Annotated in this window: 16 protein-coding genes and 1 pseudogene; 9 read left to right on the top strand and 8 right to left on the bottom strand. The window is 72.2% G+C overall.

What is annotated here, in order from left to right:
- Window positions 1–89: 89 nt before the first annotated feature.
- The 3 genes from O3597_RS21260 to O3597_RS21250 all read left to right on the top strand — a co-directional run bounded on the left by O3597_RS21260 (window position 90) and on the right by O3597_RS21250 (window position 2,474).
- Complete coding sequence (locus tag O3597_RS21260) at window positions 90–722, top strand: MBL fold metallo-hydrolase (RefSeq protein ID WP_281602191.1); 633 nt, start codon at window positions 90–92, stop codon at window positions 720–722.
- Window positions 723–726: 4 nt separating this feature from the next.
- Entirely contained in the window at window positions 727–1,650 is a 924-nt protein-coding gene (locus O3597_RS21255; RefSeq protein WP_281602190.1) for a hypothetical protein, read from the top strand.
- A gap of 86 nt (window positions 1,651–1,736) precedes the next feature.
- Window positions 1,737–2,474 carry a hypothetical protein gene (locus O3597_RS21250; RefSeq protein WP_281602189.1) on the top strand — a complete coding sequence of 246 codons (738 nt, stop codon included), beginning with the start codon at window positions 1,737–1,739 and terminating at the stop codon, window positions 2,472–2,474.
- Between the two features lie 96 nt (window positions 2,475–2,570).
- Here the strand turns inward: O3597_RS21250 and O3597_RS21245 are convergent, their stop codons facing one another.
- Window positions 2,571–3,026, bottom strand: coding sequence for a gamma-glutamylcyclotransferase (locus O3597_RS21245; RefSeq protein WP_281602188.1), 456 nt, complete (start codon window positions 3,024–3,026; stop codon window positions 2,571–2,573).
- A gap of 106 nt (window positions 3,027–3,132) precedes the next feature.
- Between O3597_RS21245 and O3597_RS21240 the strand changes: the two genes are divergently transcribed.
- Window positions 3,133–4,536: an NAD(P)H-quinone dehydrogenase gene (locus O3597_RS21240; RefSeq protein WP_164446144.1), complete on the top strand. Its 1,404-nt coding sequence runs from the start codon at window positions 3,133–3,135 to the stop codon at window positions 4,534–4,536.
- Here O3597_RS21240 and O3597_RS21235 read toward each other — a convergent pair.
- Complete coding sequence (locus tag O3597_RS21235; protein ID WP_281602187.1) at window positions 4,470–5,114, bottom strand: DUF998 domain-containing protein; 645 nt, start codon at window positions 5,112–5,114, stop codon at window positions 4,470–4,472. The genes O3597_RS21240 and O3597_RS21235 overlap by 67 nt on opposite strands.
- A 521-nt stretch (window positions 5,115–5,635) precedes the next feature.
- Here O3597_RS21235 and thrS point away from each other — a divergent pair.
- The gene (gene thrS, locus O3597_RS21230) at window positions 5,636–6,856 is read left to right on the top strand and encodes a threonine--tRNA ligase (RefSeq protein WP_281602186.1); all 1,221 of its coding nucleotides are present in this window, start codon (window positions 5,636–5,638) and stop codon (window positions 6,854–6,856) included.
- Window positions 6,857–6,888: 32 nt separating this feature from the next.
- Here the strand turns inward: thrS and O3597_RS21225 are convergent, their stop codons facing one another.
- Complete coding sequence (locus O3597_RS21225) at window positions 6,889–7,335, bottom strand: DoxX family membrane protein (RefSeq protein ID WP_164446141.1); 447 nt, start codon at window positions 7,333–7,335, stop codon at window positions 6,889–6,891.
- A gap of 85 nt (window positions 7,336–7,420) precedes the next feature.
- Here O3597_RS21225 and O3597_RS21220 point away from each other — a divergent pair, with 85 nt between their 5' ends.
- A complete protein-coding gene (locus tag O3597_RS21220) occupies window positions 7,421–8,101 on the top strand; it encodes a TetR/AcrR family transcriptional regulator (RefSeq protein WP_281602185.1) in 681 nt (226 codons plus the stop codon).
- A 28-nt stretch (window positions 8,102–8,129) separates the two neighbouring features.
- Here the strand turns inward: O3597_RS21220 and O3597_RS21215 are convergent, their stop codons facing one another.
- Both O3597_RS21215 and O3597_RS21210 read right to left on the bottom strand, forming a co-directional pair.
- On the bottom strand, window positions 8,130–9,569 hold the full coding sequence (locus tag O3597_RS21215) for a GuaB1 family IMP dehydrogenase-related protein (RefSeq protein WP_164446140.1): 1,440 nt from the start codon (window positions 9,567–9,569) through the stop codon (window positions 8,130–8,132).
- 14 nt (window positions 9,570–9,583) lie between these two features.
- The gene (locus O3597_RS21210; protein ID WP_164446139.1) at window positions 9,584–10,180 is read right to left on the bottom strand and encodes a LysE/ArgO family amino acid transporter; all 597 of its coding nucleotides are present in this window, start codon (window positions 10,178–10,180) and stop codon (window positions 9,584–9,586) included.
- A 71-nt stretch (window positions 10,181–10,251) separates the two neighbouring features.
- Between O3597_RS21210 and O3597_RS21205 the strand changes: the two are divergent.
- Window positions 10,252–11,148: pseudogene (locus O3597_RS21205) on the top strand (LysR family transcriptional regulator ArgP).
- A gap of 13 nt (window positions 11,149–11,161) precedes the next feature.
- Here the strand turns inward: O3597_RS21205 and O3597_RS21200 are convergent.
- Window positions 11,162–12,916 (bottom strand): biotin carboxylase N-terminal domain-containing protein, encoded by a 1,755-nt coding sequence (locus O3597_RS21200; RefSeq protein ID WP_164446137.1) that lies wholly within the window; start codon window positions 12,914–12,916, stop codon window positions 11,162–11,164.
- Between the two features lie 185 nt (window positions 12,917–13,101).
- Here O3597_RS21200 and O3597_RS21195 point away from each other — a divergent pair, with 185 nt between their 5' ends.
- Together O3597_RS21195 and O3597_RS21190 are read left to right on the top strand one after the other, a co-directional pair.
- Window positions 13,102–14,061 carry an ATP-binding cassette domain-containing protein gene (locus O3597_RS21195; RefSeq protein ID WP_093406253.1) on the top strand — a complete coding sequence of 320 codons (960 nt, stop codon included), beginning with the start codon at window positions 13,102–13,104 and terminating at the stop codon, window positions 14,059–14,061.
- A 17-nt stretch (window positions 14,062–14,078) separates the two neighbouring features.
- Window positions 14,079–14,834 (top strand): ABC transporter permease, encoded by a 756-nt coding sequence (locus O3597_RS21190; RefSeq protein ID WP_164446136.1) that lies wholly within the window; start codon window positions 14,079–14,081, stop codon window positions 14,832–14,834.
- Window positions 14,835–15,007: 173 nt separating this feature from the next.
- Here O3597_RS21190 and O3597_RS21185 read toward each other — a convergent pair whose 3' ends face one another.
- Together O3597_RS21185 and O3597_RS21180 are read right to left on the bottom strand one after the other, a co-directional pair.
- A complete protein-coding gene (locus tag O3597_RS21185; protein ID WP_281602184.1) occupies window positions 15,008–15,661 on the bottom strand; it encodes an O-methyltransferase in 654 nt (217 codons plus the stop codon).
- A 9-nt stretch (window positions 15,662–15,670) separates the two neighbouring features.
- Complete coding sequence (locus O3597_RS21180) at window positions 15,671–16,327, bottom strand: nucleoside triphosphate pyrophosphatase (protein ID WP_164446134.1); 657 nt, start codon at window positions 16,325–16,327, stop codon at window positions 15,671–15,673.
- Window positions 16,328–16,414: the final 87 nt, after the last annotated feature.

Raw genomic sequence — 16,414 nt, 5'->3', positions numbered from 1 at the left:
GCGGGCAATGGCTCGGACGCCACACACCACCGCGCGGGTTCCGGCAGACTGCGCTCAGGACGTCACGAATCGATATGGGAGGCATCACGATGCGGCTCACCAAGTACGCCCACTCGTGCCTGCGGGTCGAGCACGACGGGGGAGTGCTGGTCATCGACCCGGGAATGTTCAGTGAGCCGGCGGTGGCGTTGGACGGGGCCGACGCCGTACTGATCACCCACGAGCACCCGGACCACCTCGACGTCGAGGCGGTGAACCGGCAGTTGGCGCGGGGTCCCTTCGTCATCCACGGGCCGGCGTCGCTGGCCGGTGCGCTCGGCGACGCGGCCGACGTGCTGCGCCCGGTGTCTCCCGGCGAGGCGTTCACCGCCGCCGGGATCCCGGTACGCGCCTACGGCGGCCGGCACGCGGTGATCCACCCCGACATCCCCGTGATCGACAACCTCGGCTACCTGCTCAACGACGTCGTCTACCACCCGGGCGACGCCCTGTACGTCCCGGACGACGTCCAGGTCGACACCCTCTTCGCCCCGATCCACGCCCCCTGGTCGAAGTTCTCCGAGGTCGTCGACTTCATCCGGGCGGTAGCGCCGCGTCGGGTCTTCGCGCTGCACGACGCCCTGCTCAACGGCAACGGCTACGCGGTGCTCGACCGGCAGTACACGGCGCTGTCCGGCAGCGAGTACCAGCGGCTGGAGCCGGGCAGCCGGATCGACGGCTGAGCCGATGCCCGGCCCGCCCCCCGACCTCGTCGAGCAGCTCTACCGCACGCCGCCGGACCGGTTCGTCGCCGTTCGGGACGACGCCGTGGCGCAGGCCCGCCGCGCCGGTGACCCGGGCACCGCCCGGGAGATCGCCCGGCTGCGCCGACCCACCGTGGCCGCCTGGCTGGTCAACCTGCTCGCGCTGGAGCGACCGGAGCTGGTGTCCGAGCTGGCGCAGCTGGCCGAGGCGTTGCGGGAGGCGCAGCGTGAGCTGCGCGGCCCGCGGCTGCGGGAGCTGTCCGCGCAGCGGCGGGCGGTGGTCGGCGCGCTGGTCGCCGAGGTACGCCGGCTCGCCGCCGGCGTCGAGGGTGCCCCGTCGGGTGGGAAGCTGCCACTGGCCGAGGTGGAGGCGACCCTCAACGCCGCGCTCTCCGACGTCGAGGTGGCCGAGCAGGTGCGCTCCGGGCGGCTGCTGCGCCCGGCCCACTACGCGGGGTTCGGCGAGGTGCCCCGTCCGCAGCTGCGCCTGGTGACCGGCGACGAGGAACCGCCGCCCGCCGCGCCGGTCCGGCAGCGCCCACCGGACCGGGGTGCGCTGCGCGCCGAACAGGCGCAGCGGGCCGCCCGTGCCGAACGGTCCCGTCGCCGTAGGGCGTTGCAGAAGGAGCTGGACCGGGCGCGTACCGACCAGGACCGGGCCGAGACGGACCTGGCCGGCGCGGTCGAGGCCGAACGCGACGGGACGGCCGCGCTGGACGCCGTCGAGGCGGAACTGGCCGAACTGGAACGCCGCCGGGCCGTCGCCGAGCAGGAACTCAGCCGCTCCCGGCTGGCCCGTCGGGCCGCCGAACGGGCGCTCACCACCGCCCGGCGACGGGCCGGCGAGGTCGAGGCCGCGATGGAGGCGCTGGACGCCGAGGAGGGGGATGCCGACGCCGACGATTGACCGGCAGACTGGTCCCCCATGGACGGACCTTCGGGTGGATCCTTCACGTACATGGCGTCGGGTGGACCACGTGCGGGCGGGGCGGGATGACGCCGGAGCAGGTCGCGGCGGCCAGCAAACCGGCGGTGCTCACCCTCGGGGAGGCGTACACCAGGTGCCCGACCACGCTGCGTCGGGCTCGGCTGCTCGGCATCTCCGGGTGGGCCTTCTACGTCACCGGTCGGGCCGGTGCGCTTGGTGACGTACGGGCCGAGACCGTGGCGGCGGCGCTCGGCTTCATCGCCCCCGACGCCGTGGCCGACGGCTGGGACGCCGCCGCCCGCACGGTCCGGCCCGCCGAGGTGGCCGCCGCCAGCCTCGCCGAGTGCTGCCGGTGGGGTGAGGAGGTGCTGGGTGACCTGCCCCGCGTCGACCGTCTCGCGGTGCTCGTGGAACGGGCCGTCGCGGCGGCCGACGCGAGCGCGATGCCCCTGTTCGCCGCCTGGCGGGCCATGCCGTCGGACGCGGCGACGGCCGGTGCCCGGGTCGCCGCCGGCCTACGCCTGCTGCGCGAACACTTCACCGGGGCGCACCTGGTGGCCGTGCGTGCCAGCGGGATGACGCCGCTGGAGGCGGTGCTGGCCGGCCCGGAGGGGGCCAGCGGCGCGATGGCCTGCGGCTGGCCGCCACCGTACCCGCCGGTCGGACCGCTGGTGCGGCGGCGGCTGTGGGCCGAGGCGATGACCGACCGGCTCGTCGCTCCGGCGTTCACGGCGCTGGGTCCGGCCGACGGTGCGGAACTGGTCGAGCTGCTGACCCTGGCGCGGACCCACGCACAGCGGTGAGAACCGGGCCATCCCGGGACGATCTTCCCGAGACCCGGGGTCGGCGCCCGGCGCCACCACCACCGGTAGCAGACTGGGACGGTGGGAGACGACGAGCTACGCCGACGCGGTGCCGGTGGGCCGGGTCCGCAGGTCGGTGACGTAGTCGTCCGGCGCGCCCGCCTTCTCGGCGGCGTTGGCGATCTCGGAGAGGTACCAGGACGTGGGCAGGCCACCCTCGTAACCGTCGAAGACGTAGACCCAGGCGGTGACGTCGCCGTCCAGGGTCGAGACGCGGACGGTCAGCTTCCGGTACGTGCCGGAGGTGACCCCCTCGATCTCGTCCAACTGGGCGGCGTCGTACGGGTGGATGTCGTAGAGCGCCACGAACACCCGGTCGCCGGGCGACTCGACCACGGTGCTGACCGCGCCCTCCCAGCCGATGACGTCCTCACCGGCGAAGGTGAGCCGCCAGCCTTCCAGCCAGCCGATGCCCACCATCGGGGAATGCGGACAGTAGGCACGCATTCGCGCGGGGTCCAGGTTCGAGCCGTAGGCGGCGTAATGACGCACGGCGATGACGATAGCCCGGCCGGAGCGTGGGGGAGAATACGACGGTGCGTGTCGGACGCGTCGGGGAGAAGAAAGTCACTGTGAGCATGGAGGAAGGACGGTCGTGGTGAGCCGGATCGTGATCATCGGCGGGGGGCCGGCGGGCTACGAGGCGGCACTGGTGGCGGCCCAGTTGGACGCCGACGTCACAGTCGTGGAGGCCGAGGGCGCCGGTGGCGCCTGCGTGCTGTCGGACTGCGTACCGTCGAAGACGTTCATCGCCAGTTCAGAGGTGGTGACCGGCTACCGCGACACCGAGGTTTTCGGGGTGCACTCCGACGGGCTGGAGGCGGTCACCGTCGACGCCCAGGCGGTCAACGACCGGGTCAAGCGGCTCGCCCTGGCACAGTCCGCCGACATCCACGCGAAGCTGGTCAAGGCCGGGGTCACCTTCGTGTCCGGGCGCGCCCGGCTCGGCGAGGACACGCTCGGTCACACCCACCGGGTGATCGTCACGCCGGACGGCGAGGAGGCCGCGTACGCCATCGATGCCTCGACCGTGCTGATCGCCACCGGTGCCACGCCCCGCCAACTGCCCACCGCGCTGCCCGACGGGGAGCGCATCCTGACCTGGCGGCAGGTGTACGACCTGCCCGAACTGCCCGAGCACCTGATCGTGGTCGGTTCCGGCGTCACCGGTGCCGAGTTCGCCAGCGCGTACCTCGCGATGGGCGTCGAGGTGACCCTGGTCTCCAGCCGCGACCGGGTGATGCCGCACGAGGACGCCGACGCCGCCCAGGCGATCGAGCGGGTCTTCCGGACCCGGGGCATGAGCATCCTGAACAACTCCCGTGCCGAGGGCGTCCGACGCACCGCCGACGGCGTCGAGGTCGAGCTCTCCGACGGTCGTACGGTCACCGGGTCGCACGCCCTGATCGCGGTCGGTTCGATCCCGAACACCGCCGAGCTGGGCTTGGCCGAGTACGGCGTCGAGCTGGCTCGGGGTGGCTACGTGACGGTGGACCGGGTGTCCCGGACCAACGTGCCCGGCATCTACGCGGCCGGCGACTGCACCGGAGTGCTGCCGCTGGCCAGCGTCGCCGCGATGCAGGGCCGGATCGCGATGTGGCACGCGCTCGGTGAGGCGGTCCGGCCGCTGCGGCTGCGTACCGTCTCGGCGAACGTCTTCACCGACCCGGAGCTGGCCACGGTCGGGGTCTCCCAGGACGAGGTGGACGCCGGCAAGGTGCCGGCGCGTCAGGTGATGCTGCCGCTGGGTGGCAACGCCCGGGCGAAGATGGACGAGATCCCGGACGGCTTCGTCAAGCTGTTCTGCCGCCCGGCCAGCGGACAGGTGATCGGCGGAGTGGTGGTCGCACCGAAGGCCAGCGAACTGATCATGCCGATCACGCTGGCCGTGGAGAACAACCTCACCGTCAACGAGCTGGCTCAGACCATCACCATCTACCCCAGCCTCTCCGGCTCGGTCACCGAAGCCGGCCGCCAACTGATGCTCCACGAGCTGGAGTAGGCGATGACGACGAGCAGGGCCACCTCGGCGAGGATCAGCAAGCGCTCGATGAGGCCGTAGTAGGCGCGGTCGCCGGGGTAGGCGGACCAGGCCATGACCGTGGCCAGCAGCAGGCTGGTCACGGTCAGCGCCCGCAGCCAGCGCCCGGCCCGGGCACCGGCGGGCAGCCGGGCGGCGAGCAACCAGCCGGCGACCGGCAGCGCCAGGAAGGCGATCACCGAGGCGTACCGGTGCACGTAGGCGGTCGTACCCATCTCGGTGCCGGGCTGGTTGGTCGGCACCAGACCCGACACCAGCAGCCCGCCCGCCCAGGCCGCCAACAGCCACTCGGCGGCGGCGGATCGCCTACCGCGCGGTGGACCGAGCTGACCCAGTGTCGGGATGAGCACGGCGGAGGCGGCGGCGAGCAGCAGCATGGCCACGTGGATGATCCCGCCGGAGTCGGAGACGGCGTAGTCGCTGACGGTCAGACTGACCGGATCCAGGTCGTTGACCCCGGCGTGACCGACGACGGTGAGCACCGCCGCGACGACGATCCCACCGAGGGCCAGTGCTCCGTAACTCCGGATTCCAGGCATGTCTCAGCCTGTCGTCGCGGGCACCCTGGGCGGATCCGGGACGAGCACCGAAATCCGACCCCGGGACCACCCCGACGGGTCATCCGGATTTCCCCGGGTGACCGGCTGCTCCGGGCGGTCGGGCACCCGGCCGGCGGGACTTCTGACCGGATGCGCGGCGCAGGCGTGAACATATCGATGAGGGTTGACGGCGAGGCACGGTCGCCGAAATCTCCCTCGGCGGCGTACCGTTGTCGGCGCGCGGCCCGGTGAGCGTCGGGTCCCCCGTTCCTGACGCCCGGGCCGCCGCCGGGCCGCTGGCAGGTCCCGTGCCAGCGGCCCGGTCAAAAAGAGGTGCGGCGGTGCGCGGCGCGGGCATACGCTTCCGCGCATGTGCAGTGCGGTGCTGACGACGACGCCGGGGAAGCCTGGCGCGCCGCACTGACGTCTTCGTCTACGCAAGTGCCCCGGGCGATCCGCCCGGGGCACTTGTGCGTCGTGGGTCAGGGGTCGTGTCGGGGCTTACCGCCAAGGAGCCTGTCATGATCGACCACCGCCGGCTGGGCCGGGACCTGGACCTGTTCGCCACCGATCCGCTCTGCGGTGCCGGCCTGCCGATCTGGCTGCCGGCCGGTGCCGCCGCCCGGCACGCCGTCGAGGAGTACCTGCGTGAGCTGGAACGCCGGGCCGGCTACCAGCAGGTGTACACCCCGCCGCTGGGCCGACGGGAGCTGTTCGAGGTCTCCGGACATCTCGGCTACTTCGCCGCCGAGATGTTTCCCGCGATGCGGCCGGGGGAGGGCGACGACGAGTTGCTGCTCCGTCCGGCGCTCTGCCCGCACCATGCCCTGGTCTACCGGTCCCGTGGGCGTTCCTACCGGGAACTGCCGCTGCGGGTCTCGGAGATCGGGGGAATGTACCGGGCGGAACGTTCGGGAGTGCTCGGCGGGCTCTCCCGGGTCCGCGCCATCACCCTCAACGACGCGCACAACTTCTGCACCCTGGAGCAGGTCGGCCAGGAGGTGTCGGAGATCCTGCGGCTGATCCGGGCCGCGCACGCGGCGCTGGGCGTGCGGCCGGCGGGGGTACGGCTGTCGCTGCGCGGGCCGGGGGAGAAGTACGTCGGCGACGACGCGCAGTGGGCGCGGGCCGAGGACCTGCTCCGCGCCGCCCTCGACGGGGAGCCGTACACCGAGGCGCCCGGCGAGGCCGCCTTCTACGGCCCGAAGATCGACATCCAGGTGCGGGACGCGGCCGATCGCGAGTACACCCTCTCCACCGTCCAGCTCGACTTCGACAAGCCGGAGCGGTTCGACCTGGCGTACACCGACGCCGATGGTGCCCGCCGGCGTCCGGTGATGGTGCACCGCAGCCTGGCCGGCAGCATGGAGCGGCTGTTCGCGTACCTGATCGAGGTGCACGGTGGTGCCTTCCCGCCCTGGTACGCCCCCGTGCAGTTGGTCGTCCTGCCGGTCGGCGACGACCAGGCCCCGGCCGCGGCCGACCTGGCCCGGCAGGCCACCGAGGCGGGCCTGCGGGTCGAGGTCGACCATGCCGGCTCGCTCGGTGCCCGGGTCCGCGATGCGGTACGCCGCCGGATCCCGTACGCCGCCGTGGTGGGCGCCCGGGAGGCGGCCGACGGCCGGGTGGCGTTGCGGTTGCGCGACGGCCGCTCGCTGGAGCCGCAGCCGGCGGCCGAGGCGATCGGGCTGATCGGCGCGGTGGTGGCCGCCCACTCCGGCGACCTGCTGCCGGCCCGCTGACGCCGACGGGTCGCGGTCGTGCTCGGATCCGCTCACGGTCCGACCGCGACCGCGATCGCGGCGGCGAGGAACACAAGTTGCAGCGCGGTACGGGTGCCGAGCGGAGTGACCGGGCGTCCGGCCAGGGTGAGCCGGCGGCGGGCGGCGGAGACGTTCGCCGGGAACATGGCCAGCAGCAGCAGGGCCAGCCCGGCGGCGGCCCAGCGGGCGGTGGCCGGCACGAGCAACCCGACCGCGCCCGCGAGTTCCAGCACGCCGGTCACCGTGACCAGCAGATCCGGCCGTGGCAGCCGGGGCGGCACCATGGCGATCAGGTCCTGCCGCCGACGGCCGACGAAGTGCACGATCCCGGTCATGACGAACATGAGCGCCAGCCCGACCCGCAGCGCCGGGTGCCATCCGTCGAGCGCGGAGAGCCCGGCCAGGCCAACCAGTCGGGCGAGCCCGGTGCCGGCGACCAGGGCGATCAGCGGGGCCATGGATACCTCCCTCAACCGCAAATCTTGTCGCTGTCAAGATTGTCGCTAGGTGCGCATCTTGTCAATGACAAGATAGGGTGGGGTGATGCGTGACACCCGCGGCTACCACCACGGCGACCTGCGCCGCGCCCTGCTCTCCGCGGCCGTGCAGACGATCGAGGAGTCAGGGCCGGCGGCGTTGAGCCTGCGCGACCTGGCCCGCCGGGCCGGCGTCTCGCACGCCGCACCGGCACACCACTTCGGCGACCGCGCCGGCCTGTTCACCGCGATCGCGGTGCAGGGTTTCGACGCCCTCGCCGACGCGCTCACCGAGGCCGGCGACGAGCTGCTGGATCTCGGCGTGGCTTACGTGGAGTTCGCCGTTCGACACCGCGCCCACTTCGAGGTGATGTTCCATCCCGATCTCTACCGGGCCGACGACTCCGAGCTGCGGGCCGCCCGGGAACGCTCCGGCGCCGTTCTGCGCGCCGGACTGGCACACCGGTCCGGCGGTGCCACGCCCGCCGCCGGCACGATGGAGACCGCCGAGCGGCATGCCGGACACGGCGACCGGGACGGCCGCACCGGCCGGGCCGCCCGCTCGCTGCCCTCCGCCACCCGCGCCACCCGACCGCCCGGAGACGTGCTGGCGGCCTGGTCGATCGTGCACGGCTTCGCCACCCTCTGGCTGGCCGGGGCACTCCCCGCCGGGCTGGGCGAGGACCCGGGTGACGCCGCCCGGTCGGTGATCCGACACCTCTTCACCCCGGTGCCGGGCAGCGACTGAACATCGTCAGCCGGCACCTGCCCCGACCTCACCAACTGGTCGGCAGGGGCATGCCCTCGGTGTAGCCGGCGGTGCTCTGCACGCCGATCAGCACCCGATCGTGGAACTCGTCGAGGGTGCGCGCACCGGCGTAGGTGAAGGCGCTCCGCACCCCCGAGATGATCTCGTCGATCAGGTCCTCCACCCCGGGACGGGTCGGATCCAGGTACATCCGGGCCGACGAGATGCCCTCCTCGAAGATCGCCTTTCGGGCGCGGTCGTAGGGGCTGTCGTCGCCGGTACGCGCGCTCACCGCCCGCGCCGAGGCCATGCCGAAACTCTCCTTGTAGCGCCGGCCCTCCTCGTCGGTGAAGAGGTCACCGGGGGACTCGTAGGTGCCGGCGAACCAGGAGCCGATCATCACGTTGGACGCACCGGCGGCCAGCGCCAGCGCCACGTCCCGAGGATGCCGCACGCCACCGTCGGCCCAGACATGGCGGCCCAGGGCCCGGGCCGCCGCCGCGCAGTCCAGTACCGCCGAGAACTGCGGCCGACCGACCCCGGTCATCATCCGCGTGGTGCACATCGCGCCCGGACCGACACCCACCTTGACGATGTCGGCACCCGCGTCGACCAGATCGCGTACCCCGTCGGCGGTGACCACGTTGCCGGCCGCCACCGGCACGGCCGGGTCGAGGCCGCGTACCGTCCGCAGGGCGGAGATCATTCGCTCCTGGTGGCCGTGCGCGGTGTCCACCACCAGGGTGTCCACCCCGGCCTCCAGCAGGGCCTTCGCCTTGCCCGCCACGTCGCCGTTGATGCCCACCGCCGCCGCGATCCGCAGCCGACCGTGGGCGTCCACCGCCGGCTTGTAGAGCGTCGCCCGCAGCGCACCGGGGCGGGTGAGCACGCCGACCAGCCGGCCCGCGTCGTCCACCACGGGCGCCAGCCGCCGCCGGCCCGCCGAGAGCCGGTCGAAGCCGGTACGCGGATCCGCGTCGACGGGCACCGTGTGCAACTCGGTCGACATCACGTGCCGCAGTTGGGTGAACCGGTCCACGCTGACCGTGTCGGCCTCGGTCACCACCCCCACCGGGCGACCGTCGTCGTCCACCACGATCACCGCGCCGTACGCCCGCTTGGGCAGCAGGTGGATGGCGTCACCGACGGTGTCGTTCGGGCCCAACGAGATCGCCGTGTCGTGCACCAGGTGCCGCTGCTTGACCCAGGCGACCACCTCCGCCACCACGTCGATCGGGATGTCCTGCGGGATCACCGCGATGCCGCCACGTCGGGCCACCGTCTCGGCCATCCGTCGGCCGGCGACCGCCGTCATGTTCGCCACCACCAGCGGGATGGTGGTACCGGTGCCGTCGCCGGTGGCCAGGTCCACGTCGAGCCGCGAACCCACCTCCGAGCGGGCCGGTGCCATGAAGACGTCGTTGTAGGTCAGGTCGTACCCGGGATTCACGCCGTTGAGGAACCGCACCCGGCCATCATGACTCAGCCCAGCACCAGGGCCAGCGCCACTGCGATCATCACCACCGCGATCACGCCGTCGAGCACCTGCCAGACCCGCCTGCGAGCGAGCAGCGGAGCGAGCCGGTACGCGCCCGCACCGAGTGCCGCGAACCAGAGCACGCTGGCCGTCGTCGCGCCCACCCCGAACAGCCACCGGTGCGGGTGCTGCTGGGCGATCCCGCCGAGCAGCAGCACCGTGTCGAGGTAGACGTGCGGGTTGAGGTAGGTGAAGGCGAGGCAGGCCAGCAGCGTCGGGCCGAGCCGGGCCGGTGGCCGGTCGGCCGGTGCGAGCGCGGCGGGCCGCAACGCCCGGCGGGCGGCGAGGGCCGCGTACCCGAGGAGGAAGGCCGCCCCACCCCAACGGATCGCGGTGAGCAGGACCGGGCGGCCGGCCACGATCGAGCCCACCCCGGCGATGCCCACCCCGATCAGCAACGCGTCGGAGAGCGCGCAGGTCAGCACCACCGGCACCACGTGCTCCCGGCGCAGGCCCTGACGCAGCACGAAGGCGTTCTGCGCGCCGATGGCGACGATGAGGGCGATGGAGAGGGAGAAGCCGGCGACGACGGAGGTGAGCATGTGGCCGACGCTAGAGGCGCCTGCTTTCCTGAGTCCAGCTAAAGATTCTTCAGCTAGTTAAGCTCAGCTTCATGAGTGGCGTCGACTCCACCCAGCTCCGTACCCTCGCGGCCATCGTCGCGGAGGGCAGCTTCGAGGCGGCGGCCCGCCTGCTGCACGTGACACCGTCGGCGGTCAGCCAACGGATCAAGGCGCTGGAGGAGACCGTCGGGCAGGTGCTCGTCCGGCGCCACCGGCCCTGCGACGCCACCGAGGCCGGACGTCCGCTGTTGCGCCTGGCCGGCCAACTCGCGCTGCTGGAACGGGAGGCACTCGCCGACGCGCGGGGCCCGCTCGGCGGCGACCGGGGCCGCACCCGGGTCGCCATCGTGGTCAACGCCGACTCGCTCGCCACCTGGTTCCCGGCCGCGCTCGCCCGGCTGCCCGACCAGCCGGAGTTGTCCTTCGACATCCGGCAGGACGACCAGGACCACACCGCCGAGCTGCTGCGTGCCGGTACGGTCACCGCCGCGGTGACCGCCCAGCGCGAAGCGGTGCAGGGCTGCCGGGTACGCCGGCTCGGCGCGATGCGCTACCGGGCCCTGGCCGCACCCGAACTGGCGGACCGCTGGTTCGCCGACGGGCTGACCCGGACGTCGGCCGCCGTCGCGCCCGTGGTGGTCTTCGACCGCAAGGACCGCATCCAACACCGCTTCCTGCGTACGGTGACCGGGGGCGCCCTCGACCCGCCCGTGCACTACGTGCCGTCGGTGCCGGCCTTCAACGAATCGATCCGACTCGGGCTCGGCTGAGGGCTGATGGCGGAGCAGCTCGCCGACGCCGACGTGGCCGCCGGGCGCTGCGTGGACATCGCACCCGGCCGGGTGCTGGACGTGCCGCTGTACTGGCAGCACTGGCGCCTCGACTCGCAGGTGCTGACCGCACTGACCGCCGCAGTCTGCGCCGTCGCCGCGGAAACCCTCCGCTGACGCCCGTCACACCTCAGGCAATGGTGCAGATCGCCGCGCCTGCGGTGATCACCGCGCCGACCTCGGCCGACAGGGCACTGACCGTGCCGGCCTTGTGGGCGTGCAGGGGCTGCTCCATCTTCATCGCCTCCAGCACCACCACCAGGTCACCCTCGGCGACCGTGTCGCCGTCGGCGACCGCGATCTTGACGATGGTGCCCTGCATGGGCGAGGTGAGCGAATCACCGCTCACCGCCGCGCCGGCCGTTGTCCCACCACCCCGACGGGTGGGCTTCCGCGCGGCTGGCGCGGCGGCACCGACCGTACCGGCGCCGAGACCGGCGGGAAGGCTCACCTCCAACCGCTTGCCGCCCACCTCGACCACGACGGTCTCGCGCTCCGCCGGGCCGGCAAGAGCCCCGGCGGCGGCGGTGAACGGCGGCACGGTGTTGTCGAACTCCGTCTCGATCCACCGGGTGTGCACGGTGAACGGTTCGGCGGTGAACGCCGGGTCGCGCACCACCAGACGGTGGAACGGCAGCGCCGTGGCCATCCCCTCGACCACCATCTCGTCAAGTGCCCGGCGGGCCCGCTCCAACGCCTCGGTCCGGGTCTCACCGGTGATGATGACCTTGGCGAGTAGGGAGTCGAAGTTGCCGCCGATCACGTCGCCGGCCGAGATGCCGGCGTCCACCCGTACCCCGGGGCCGGTGGGCAGCCGCAGCGCGGTGACCGTACCGGGGGCGGGCAGGAAGTTGCGGCCCGGGTCCTCGCCGTTGATCCGGAACTCGATGGAGTGCCCGCGCGGGGTCGGGTCCTCGGTGAACCGCAGCTTCTCGCCGTCGGCGATGCGGAACTGCTCACGGACCAGGTCGATGCCGGCGGTCTCCTCGGTGACCGGGTGTTCCACCTGGAGTCGAGTGTTGACCTCCAGGAAGGAGATGGTGCCGTCGCTGCCGACCAGGTACTCGACGGTGCCGGCACCGTGATAGCCGGCCTCCCGGCAGATCGCCCTGGCACTGTCGTGGATCTGGGCCCGCTGCGCGGCGGTGAGGAACGGCGCCGGCGCCTCCTCGACCAACTTCTGGTGGCGGCGCTGCAACGAGCAGTCCCGGGTGCCCACCACGATCACGTTGCCGTGCTGGTCGGCCAGCACCTGCGCCTCCACGTGGCGGGGCTGGTCGAGGTACCGCTCGACGAAGCACTCGCCCCGCCCGAACGCGGCGACCGCCTCCCGGGTGGCCGACTCGAACAGCTGCGGAATTTCCTCCATCGTGCGGGCCACCTTCAGCCCGCGCCCACCGCCGCCGAAAGCCGCCTTGATCGCCACCGGCAGGCCGTGGTCGACGGCGAAGGCCATCACCTCGTCGGGGCTGCCGACCGGGTCGGCGGTGCCGGGGACCAGTGGGGCGCCGGCCCGCTGGGCGATGTGCCGGGCGGTCACCTTGTCGCCCAGGTCGCGGATCGCCTGCGGGGTCGGACCGATCCAGGTCAGGCCGGCGTCGATGACCGCCTGGGCGAAGTCGGCGTTCTCGGAGAGGAAGCCGTACCCGGGATGCACCGCGTCGGCGCCGGAACGTCGGGCGATGTCGATCAGCTTGTCGATGCGCAGGTAGGAATCCGCGGCGGTGTCACCACCCAGGGCGTACGCTTCGTCGGCGAGCGTGGCGTGCAGGGCGTCCCGGTCCGAGTCGGCGTACACCGCGACGCTGCCCAGGCCCGCGTCCCGGCAGGCGCGGATGACCCGGACGGCGATCTCGCCTCGGTTGGCGATGAGTACCTTGCGCACCTGGTGGCTCCTCCCGGCGGGTTACTGACCGGGAGTTTATCGGGCACCCCGATTGCCCTAACGATCGCTCAGTGTGGGATGGCGCACTGTCCGGGCGAGGTAATTGAGCGGCGTGGTGTCGTACCGATGTGGTCGAGTGCCGGTGACGATGATGGCCGACAACGGCCACGAGCGGGGAGCAGGACATGATCGAGACCAGAGGGCTGCGGAAGTCGTTCCGCAGCCGGGCCGGTCGGGAGACGAAAACCGTCGAGGCGGTACGCGGCGTCGACCTCGACGTCCCGGCCGGCGAGATCTTCGGGTTCCTGGGCCCGAACGGTGCCGGCAAGACCACCACGCTGCGGATGCTGGCGACCCTGATCGAGCCGGACGGGGGTCAGGCCACCATTGCCGGCGCCGACCTGCTCAAGGACCCGGGTGAGGTGCGTCGCCGGATCGGCTACGTGGCCCAGGGCGGAAGCACCTGGGACGAATCCACCGGCCGCGAGGAACTGGTGCTCCAGGCCCGGATGTACGGCATCCGCAAGACCGAGGCGCAGCGGCGGGCCGCCCGGGCGCTGGAGGCGTTCCAACTTGTCGAGTTCGCCGACCGCAAGTGCAAGACGTACTCCGGTGGCCAGCGACGCCGGGTCGAGATCGCGCTCGGCATCATCCACGAGCCGAAGATCGTCTTCCTGGACGAGCCGACCACCGGGCTCGACCCGCAGAGCCGCGCGCACATGTGGGACGAGATCCGCCGGTTGCGCGCCGACGGGATGACCGTCTTCATCACCACGCACTACCTCGACGAGGCCGACGCGCTCTGCGACCGCATCGCGATCATGGATCACGGCGAGGTGGTCGCCGAGGGTACGCCGGCCGACCTCAAGCGGGAGATCTCCGGCGACGTGGTCCAGGTCGGCCTGGACGTCACCGCCACCGGCGAGGCCGAGAAACTGCTCGACGGCGAGGAGTACGTGAACCGGCTGGAACTGCTCGACGAGGGCGGGTTGCGGCTCTTCGTCGACGAGGGTGCCACCGCCATCCCGCGGATCCTGCGCCGGGTCGACGCGGCAGGGCTCGACCTCAGGTCGATCGAGCTGCACCGCCCGAGTCTCGACGACGTCTTCCTCACCAAGACCGGCCGCTCGCTGCGCGAGTCCTGACCCGACCCGGAGATTTCATGAAGCTCGCTCGCGACACCTGGCTGATCTTCCAACGGCAGCTGCACCTGCTGCTGCGCAACCCCGTGTGGGTCTTCGTCGGCGTCTTCCAACCGGTGATGTACCTGCTGCTGTTCGCCCCGCTGCTCAAGCCGGCGCTGGGCGCAGCCACCCAGGCCGAGGCCTACAAGATCTTCGTGCCTGGTCTGCTGGTTCTGCTGGCCATCTTCGGTGGCCTCTTTCAGGGCTTCGGACTCATCGCCGAACTACGGGCCGGGGTCATCGAACGTTCCCGGGTCACCCCGGTCAGTCGGCTCGCCCTGCTGCTCGGCCGGTCGCTGCGCGACGTGGTGTCGCTGATGACCCAGGCCGTCATCATCACGCTGCTCGCGCTCCTGTTCGACCTGCGGGTGTTCATCGGTGACCTGCTGCTGGCGTACCTGATGCTCGCCCTGATCGCATTGATGACCTCGGCGGTCTCCTACGGCGTCGCGCTGAAGGTGAAGAGCGAGGACGCCCTGGCGCCGCTGATGAACACCGTGGCCCAGCCGGTGCTGCTGCTCTCCGGCATCCTGCTGCCGCTCGCCTTCGCCCCGGGCTGGTTGCAGGGCGTCGCCAAGTGGAACCCGTTCTCCTGGGCGGTCGACGGCACCCGGGCCCTGTTCAACGGCGACATCGGCGACGACCGGGTCTGGCAGGGGTTGAGCATCATCGCGGTGCTCGCCGCGGCCGGCGTCTACTGGGCCGCCCGCCAGTTCGCCCGCAGCGTCCGCTGACCCCACCCACCCCGACCGCCGCGCCCCCCGACCGCCCCAGTCCGGCGGGGCGGCCGGCGGCCCGGTCCGGCATGGGCGGCCGGCGGCCCGAGTTGCGGCATGTCGCGGTTTCCCGTCTCCGCGAGGCCGCGACATGCCGCAACCGGAGTCGGTCGATGCCCCCGGCGTCGGTGTCAGTGCACGTGGGCGAGGGTCAGGCCGTCGGCGATCGGCAGCATCACGGCATCCACCCGTACGTCGGCCAGCACATCCTCATTGAACGCCGCGATCGCCCGGTCGTCGACGCTCTGCGGTGCCACCACCCGACCGTTACGCAGCACGTTGTCCACGGCAATCACACCACCCGGCCGCATCCGAGGCACCAACTCGGCCCAGTAGACCGGGTAGCCGGTCTTGTCGGCGTCGATGAAGGCGAAGTCCAGGTGCCGGTCGTGCGGCAGTTCGCGCAGCGTGTCACCGGCCGGTCCGATCCGCAGGTCGATCCGGTCGTCGACACCGGCCCGCGCCCAGTACCGGCGGGCCACGCTCGTGTACTCCTCCGAGATGTCGAAGCAGGTCAACCGCCCACCCTCGGCCAGCCCACGGGCGATCGCCAGCGACGACAGCCCGGTGAAGGTGCCCACCTCCACCGCCTGTCGGGCACCGATCAGCCGGGTCAGGAACGTCAGGAATGCGGCCTGTTCCGGCGCGACCTGCATCGACGCGTGCTCGGGAAGCAGCGCGAGCGTTTCCCGCGCCAGGTCGCTGATGACCTCGTCCGGCGGGGCGCCGTGCGCCACGAGGTACCGGTGCAGGTCGTCGGTGAGTGGAATCGACTTCAGCGTCATCCTCGGAACCTAACCGAGCGGTTCGACGATCTGGTTACCAGGCGCGACCTTCGTCCACAGATCGGTGATCCGCAGATCCAACTCGCCGAGCAGCCTCCGCAGCAGCGGCAGGGAAAGCCCGACGACCGTCCCCGGATCCCCCTCGATCCGCTCCACGAACGGCCCGCCCAGTCCGTCGATCGTGAACGCACCGGCCACCGCCAGCGGCTCGCCGGTCGCGACATAGGTGGCGATCTCGTGGTCGCTGATGTCGGCGAAGTGCACCACGGTGGAGGCCACCGCCTCCGCGCGTCGCCCGGCCGCGATGTCGACGAGACAGTGCCCGCTGTGCAGCACCCCGCTGCGCCCACGCATCCGCTCCCACCGTCGGGTCGCGTCGGCCTCGTTGTCGGGCTTGCCGAAGATCTCGCCGTCGAAGGCGAGCACCGAGTCGCAGCCGAGCACAAGGGTGCGCTCGTCGTCCGTGGGACGCAGCCGACCCAGCACGGCCTGCGCCTTGAGCCGAGCCAACTCGAGGCAGAGATCCTCCGCCCGTTCGGTCACCACGAGCGATTCGTCGACTCCACTGACCAGCACGTCCGGCTCGATGCCGGCAGCCTGGAGAGACTTGCGGCGGGCTGGGCTCGCCGACGCGAGCACGAGGCGAAGCGGCAAAGCATCAGACACCCCGCCGACGTTACCGCCTGCCCGCGTACGCCTCACCGCGCACCGCCGCCCGCAGACCTGGGGCCTTCCCCGCGCACCCACGGCCCG

The sequence above is a fragment of the Verrucosispora sp. WMMA2044 genome, from assembly GCF_027497155.1.
Classification (GTDB): Bacteria; Actinomycetota; Actinomycetes; order Mycobacteriales; family Micromonosporaceae; genus Micromonospora; species Micromonospora palythoicola.
This window is presented reverse-complemented; position numbering and strand designations above follow the sequence as displayed.

Bases quoted from the DNA above. Each gene is read 5' to 3' on its own strand.
- O3597_RS21190 (WP_164446136.1), top strand. From the start codon at position 14,079: ATGAAGCTCGCTCGCGACACCTGGCTGATCTTCCAACGGCAGCTGCAC.
- O3597_RS21260 (WP_281602191.1), top strand. From the start codon at position 90: ATGCGGCTCACCAAGTACGCCCACTCGTGCCTGCGGGTCGAGCACGAC.
- O3597_RS21210 (WP_164446139.1), bottom strand. From the start codon at position 10,180: ATGCTCACCTCCGTCGTCGCCGGCTTCTCCCTCTCCATCGCCCTCATC.
- O3597_RS21185 (WP_281602184.1), bottom strand. From the start codon at position 15,661: ATGACGCTGAAGTCGATTCCACTCACCGACGACCTGCACCGGTACCTC.
- O3597_RS21220 (WP_281602185.1), top strand. From the start codon at position 7,421: ATGCGTGACACCCGCGGCTACCACCACGGCGACCTGCGCCGCGCCCTG.
- O3597_RS21225 (WP_164446141.1), bottom strand. From the start codon at position 7,335: ATGGCCCCGCTGATCGCCCTGGTCGCCGGCACCGGGCTCGCCCGACTG.
- O3597_RS21235 (WP_281602187.1), bottom strand. From the start codon at position 5,114: ATGCCTGGAATCCGGAGTTACGGAGCACTGGCCCTCGGTGGGATCGTC.
- thrS (WP_281602186.1), top strand. From the start codon at position 5,636: ATGATCGACCACCGCCGGCTGGGCCGGGACCTGGACCTGTTCGCCACC.
- O3597_RS21250 (WP_281602189.1), top strand. From the start codon at position 1,737: ATGACGCCGGAGCAGGTCGCGGCGGCCAGCAAACCGGCGGTGCTCACC.
- O3597_RS21255 (WP_281602190.1), top strand. From the start codon at position 727: ATGCCCGGCCCGCCCCCCGACCTCGTCGAGCAGCTCTACCGCACGCCG.
- O3597_RS21195 (WP_093406253.1), top strand. From the start codon at position 13,102: ATGATCGAGACCAGAGGGCTGCGGAAGTCGTTCCGCAGCCGGGCCGGT.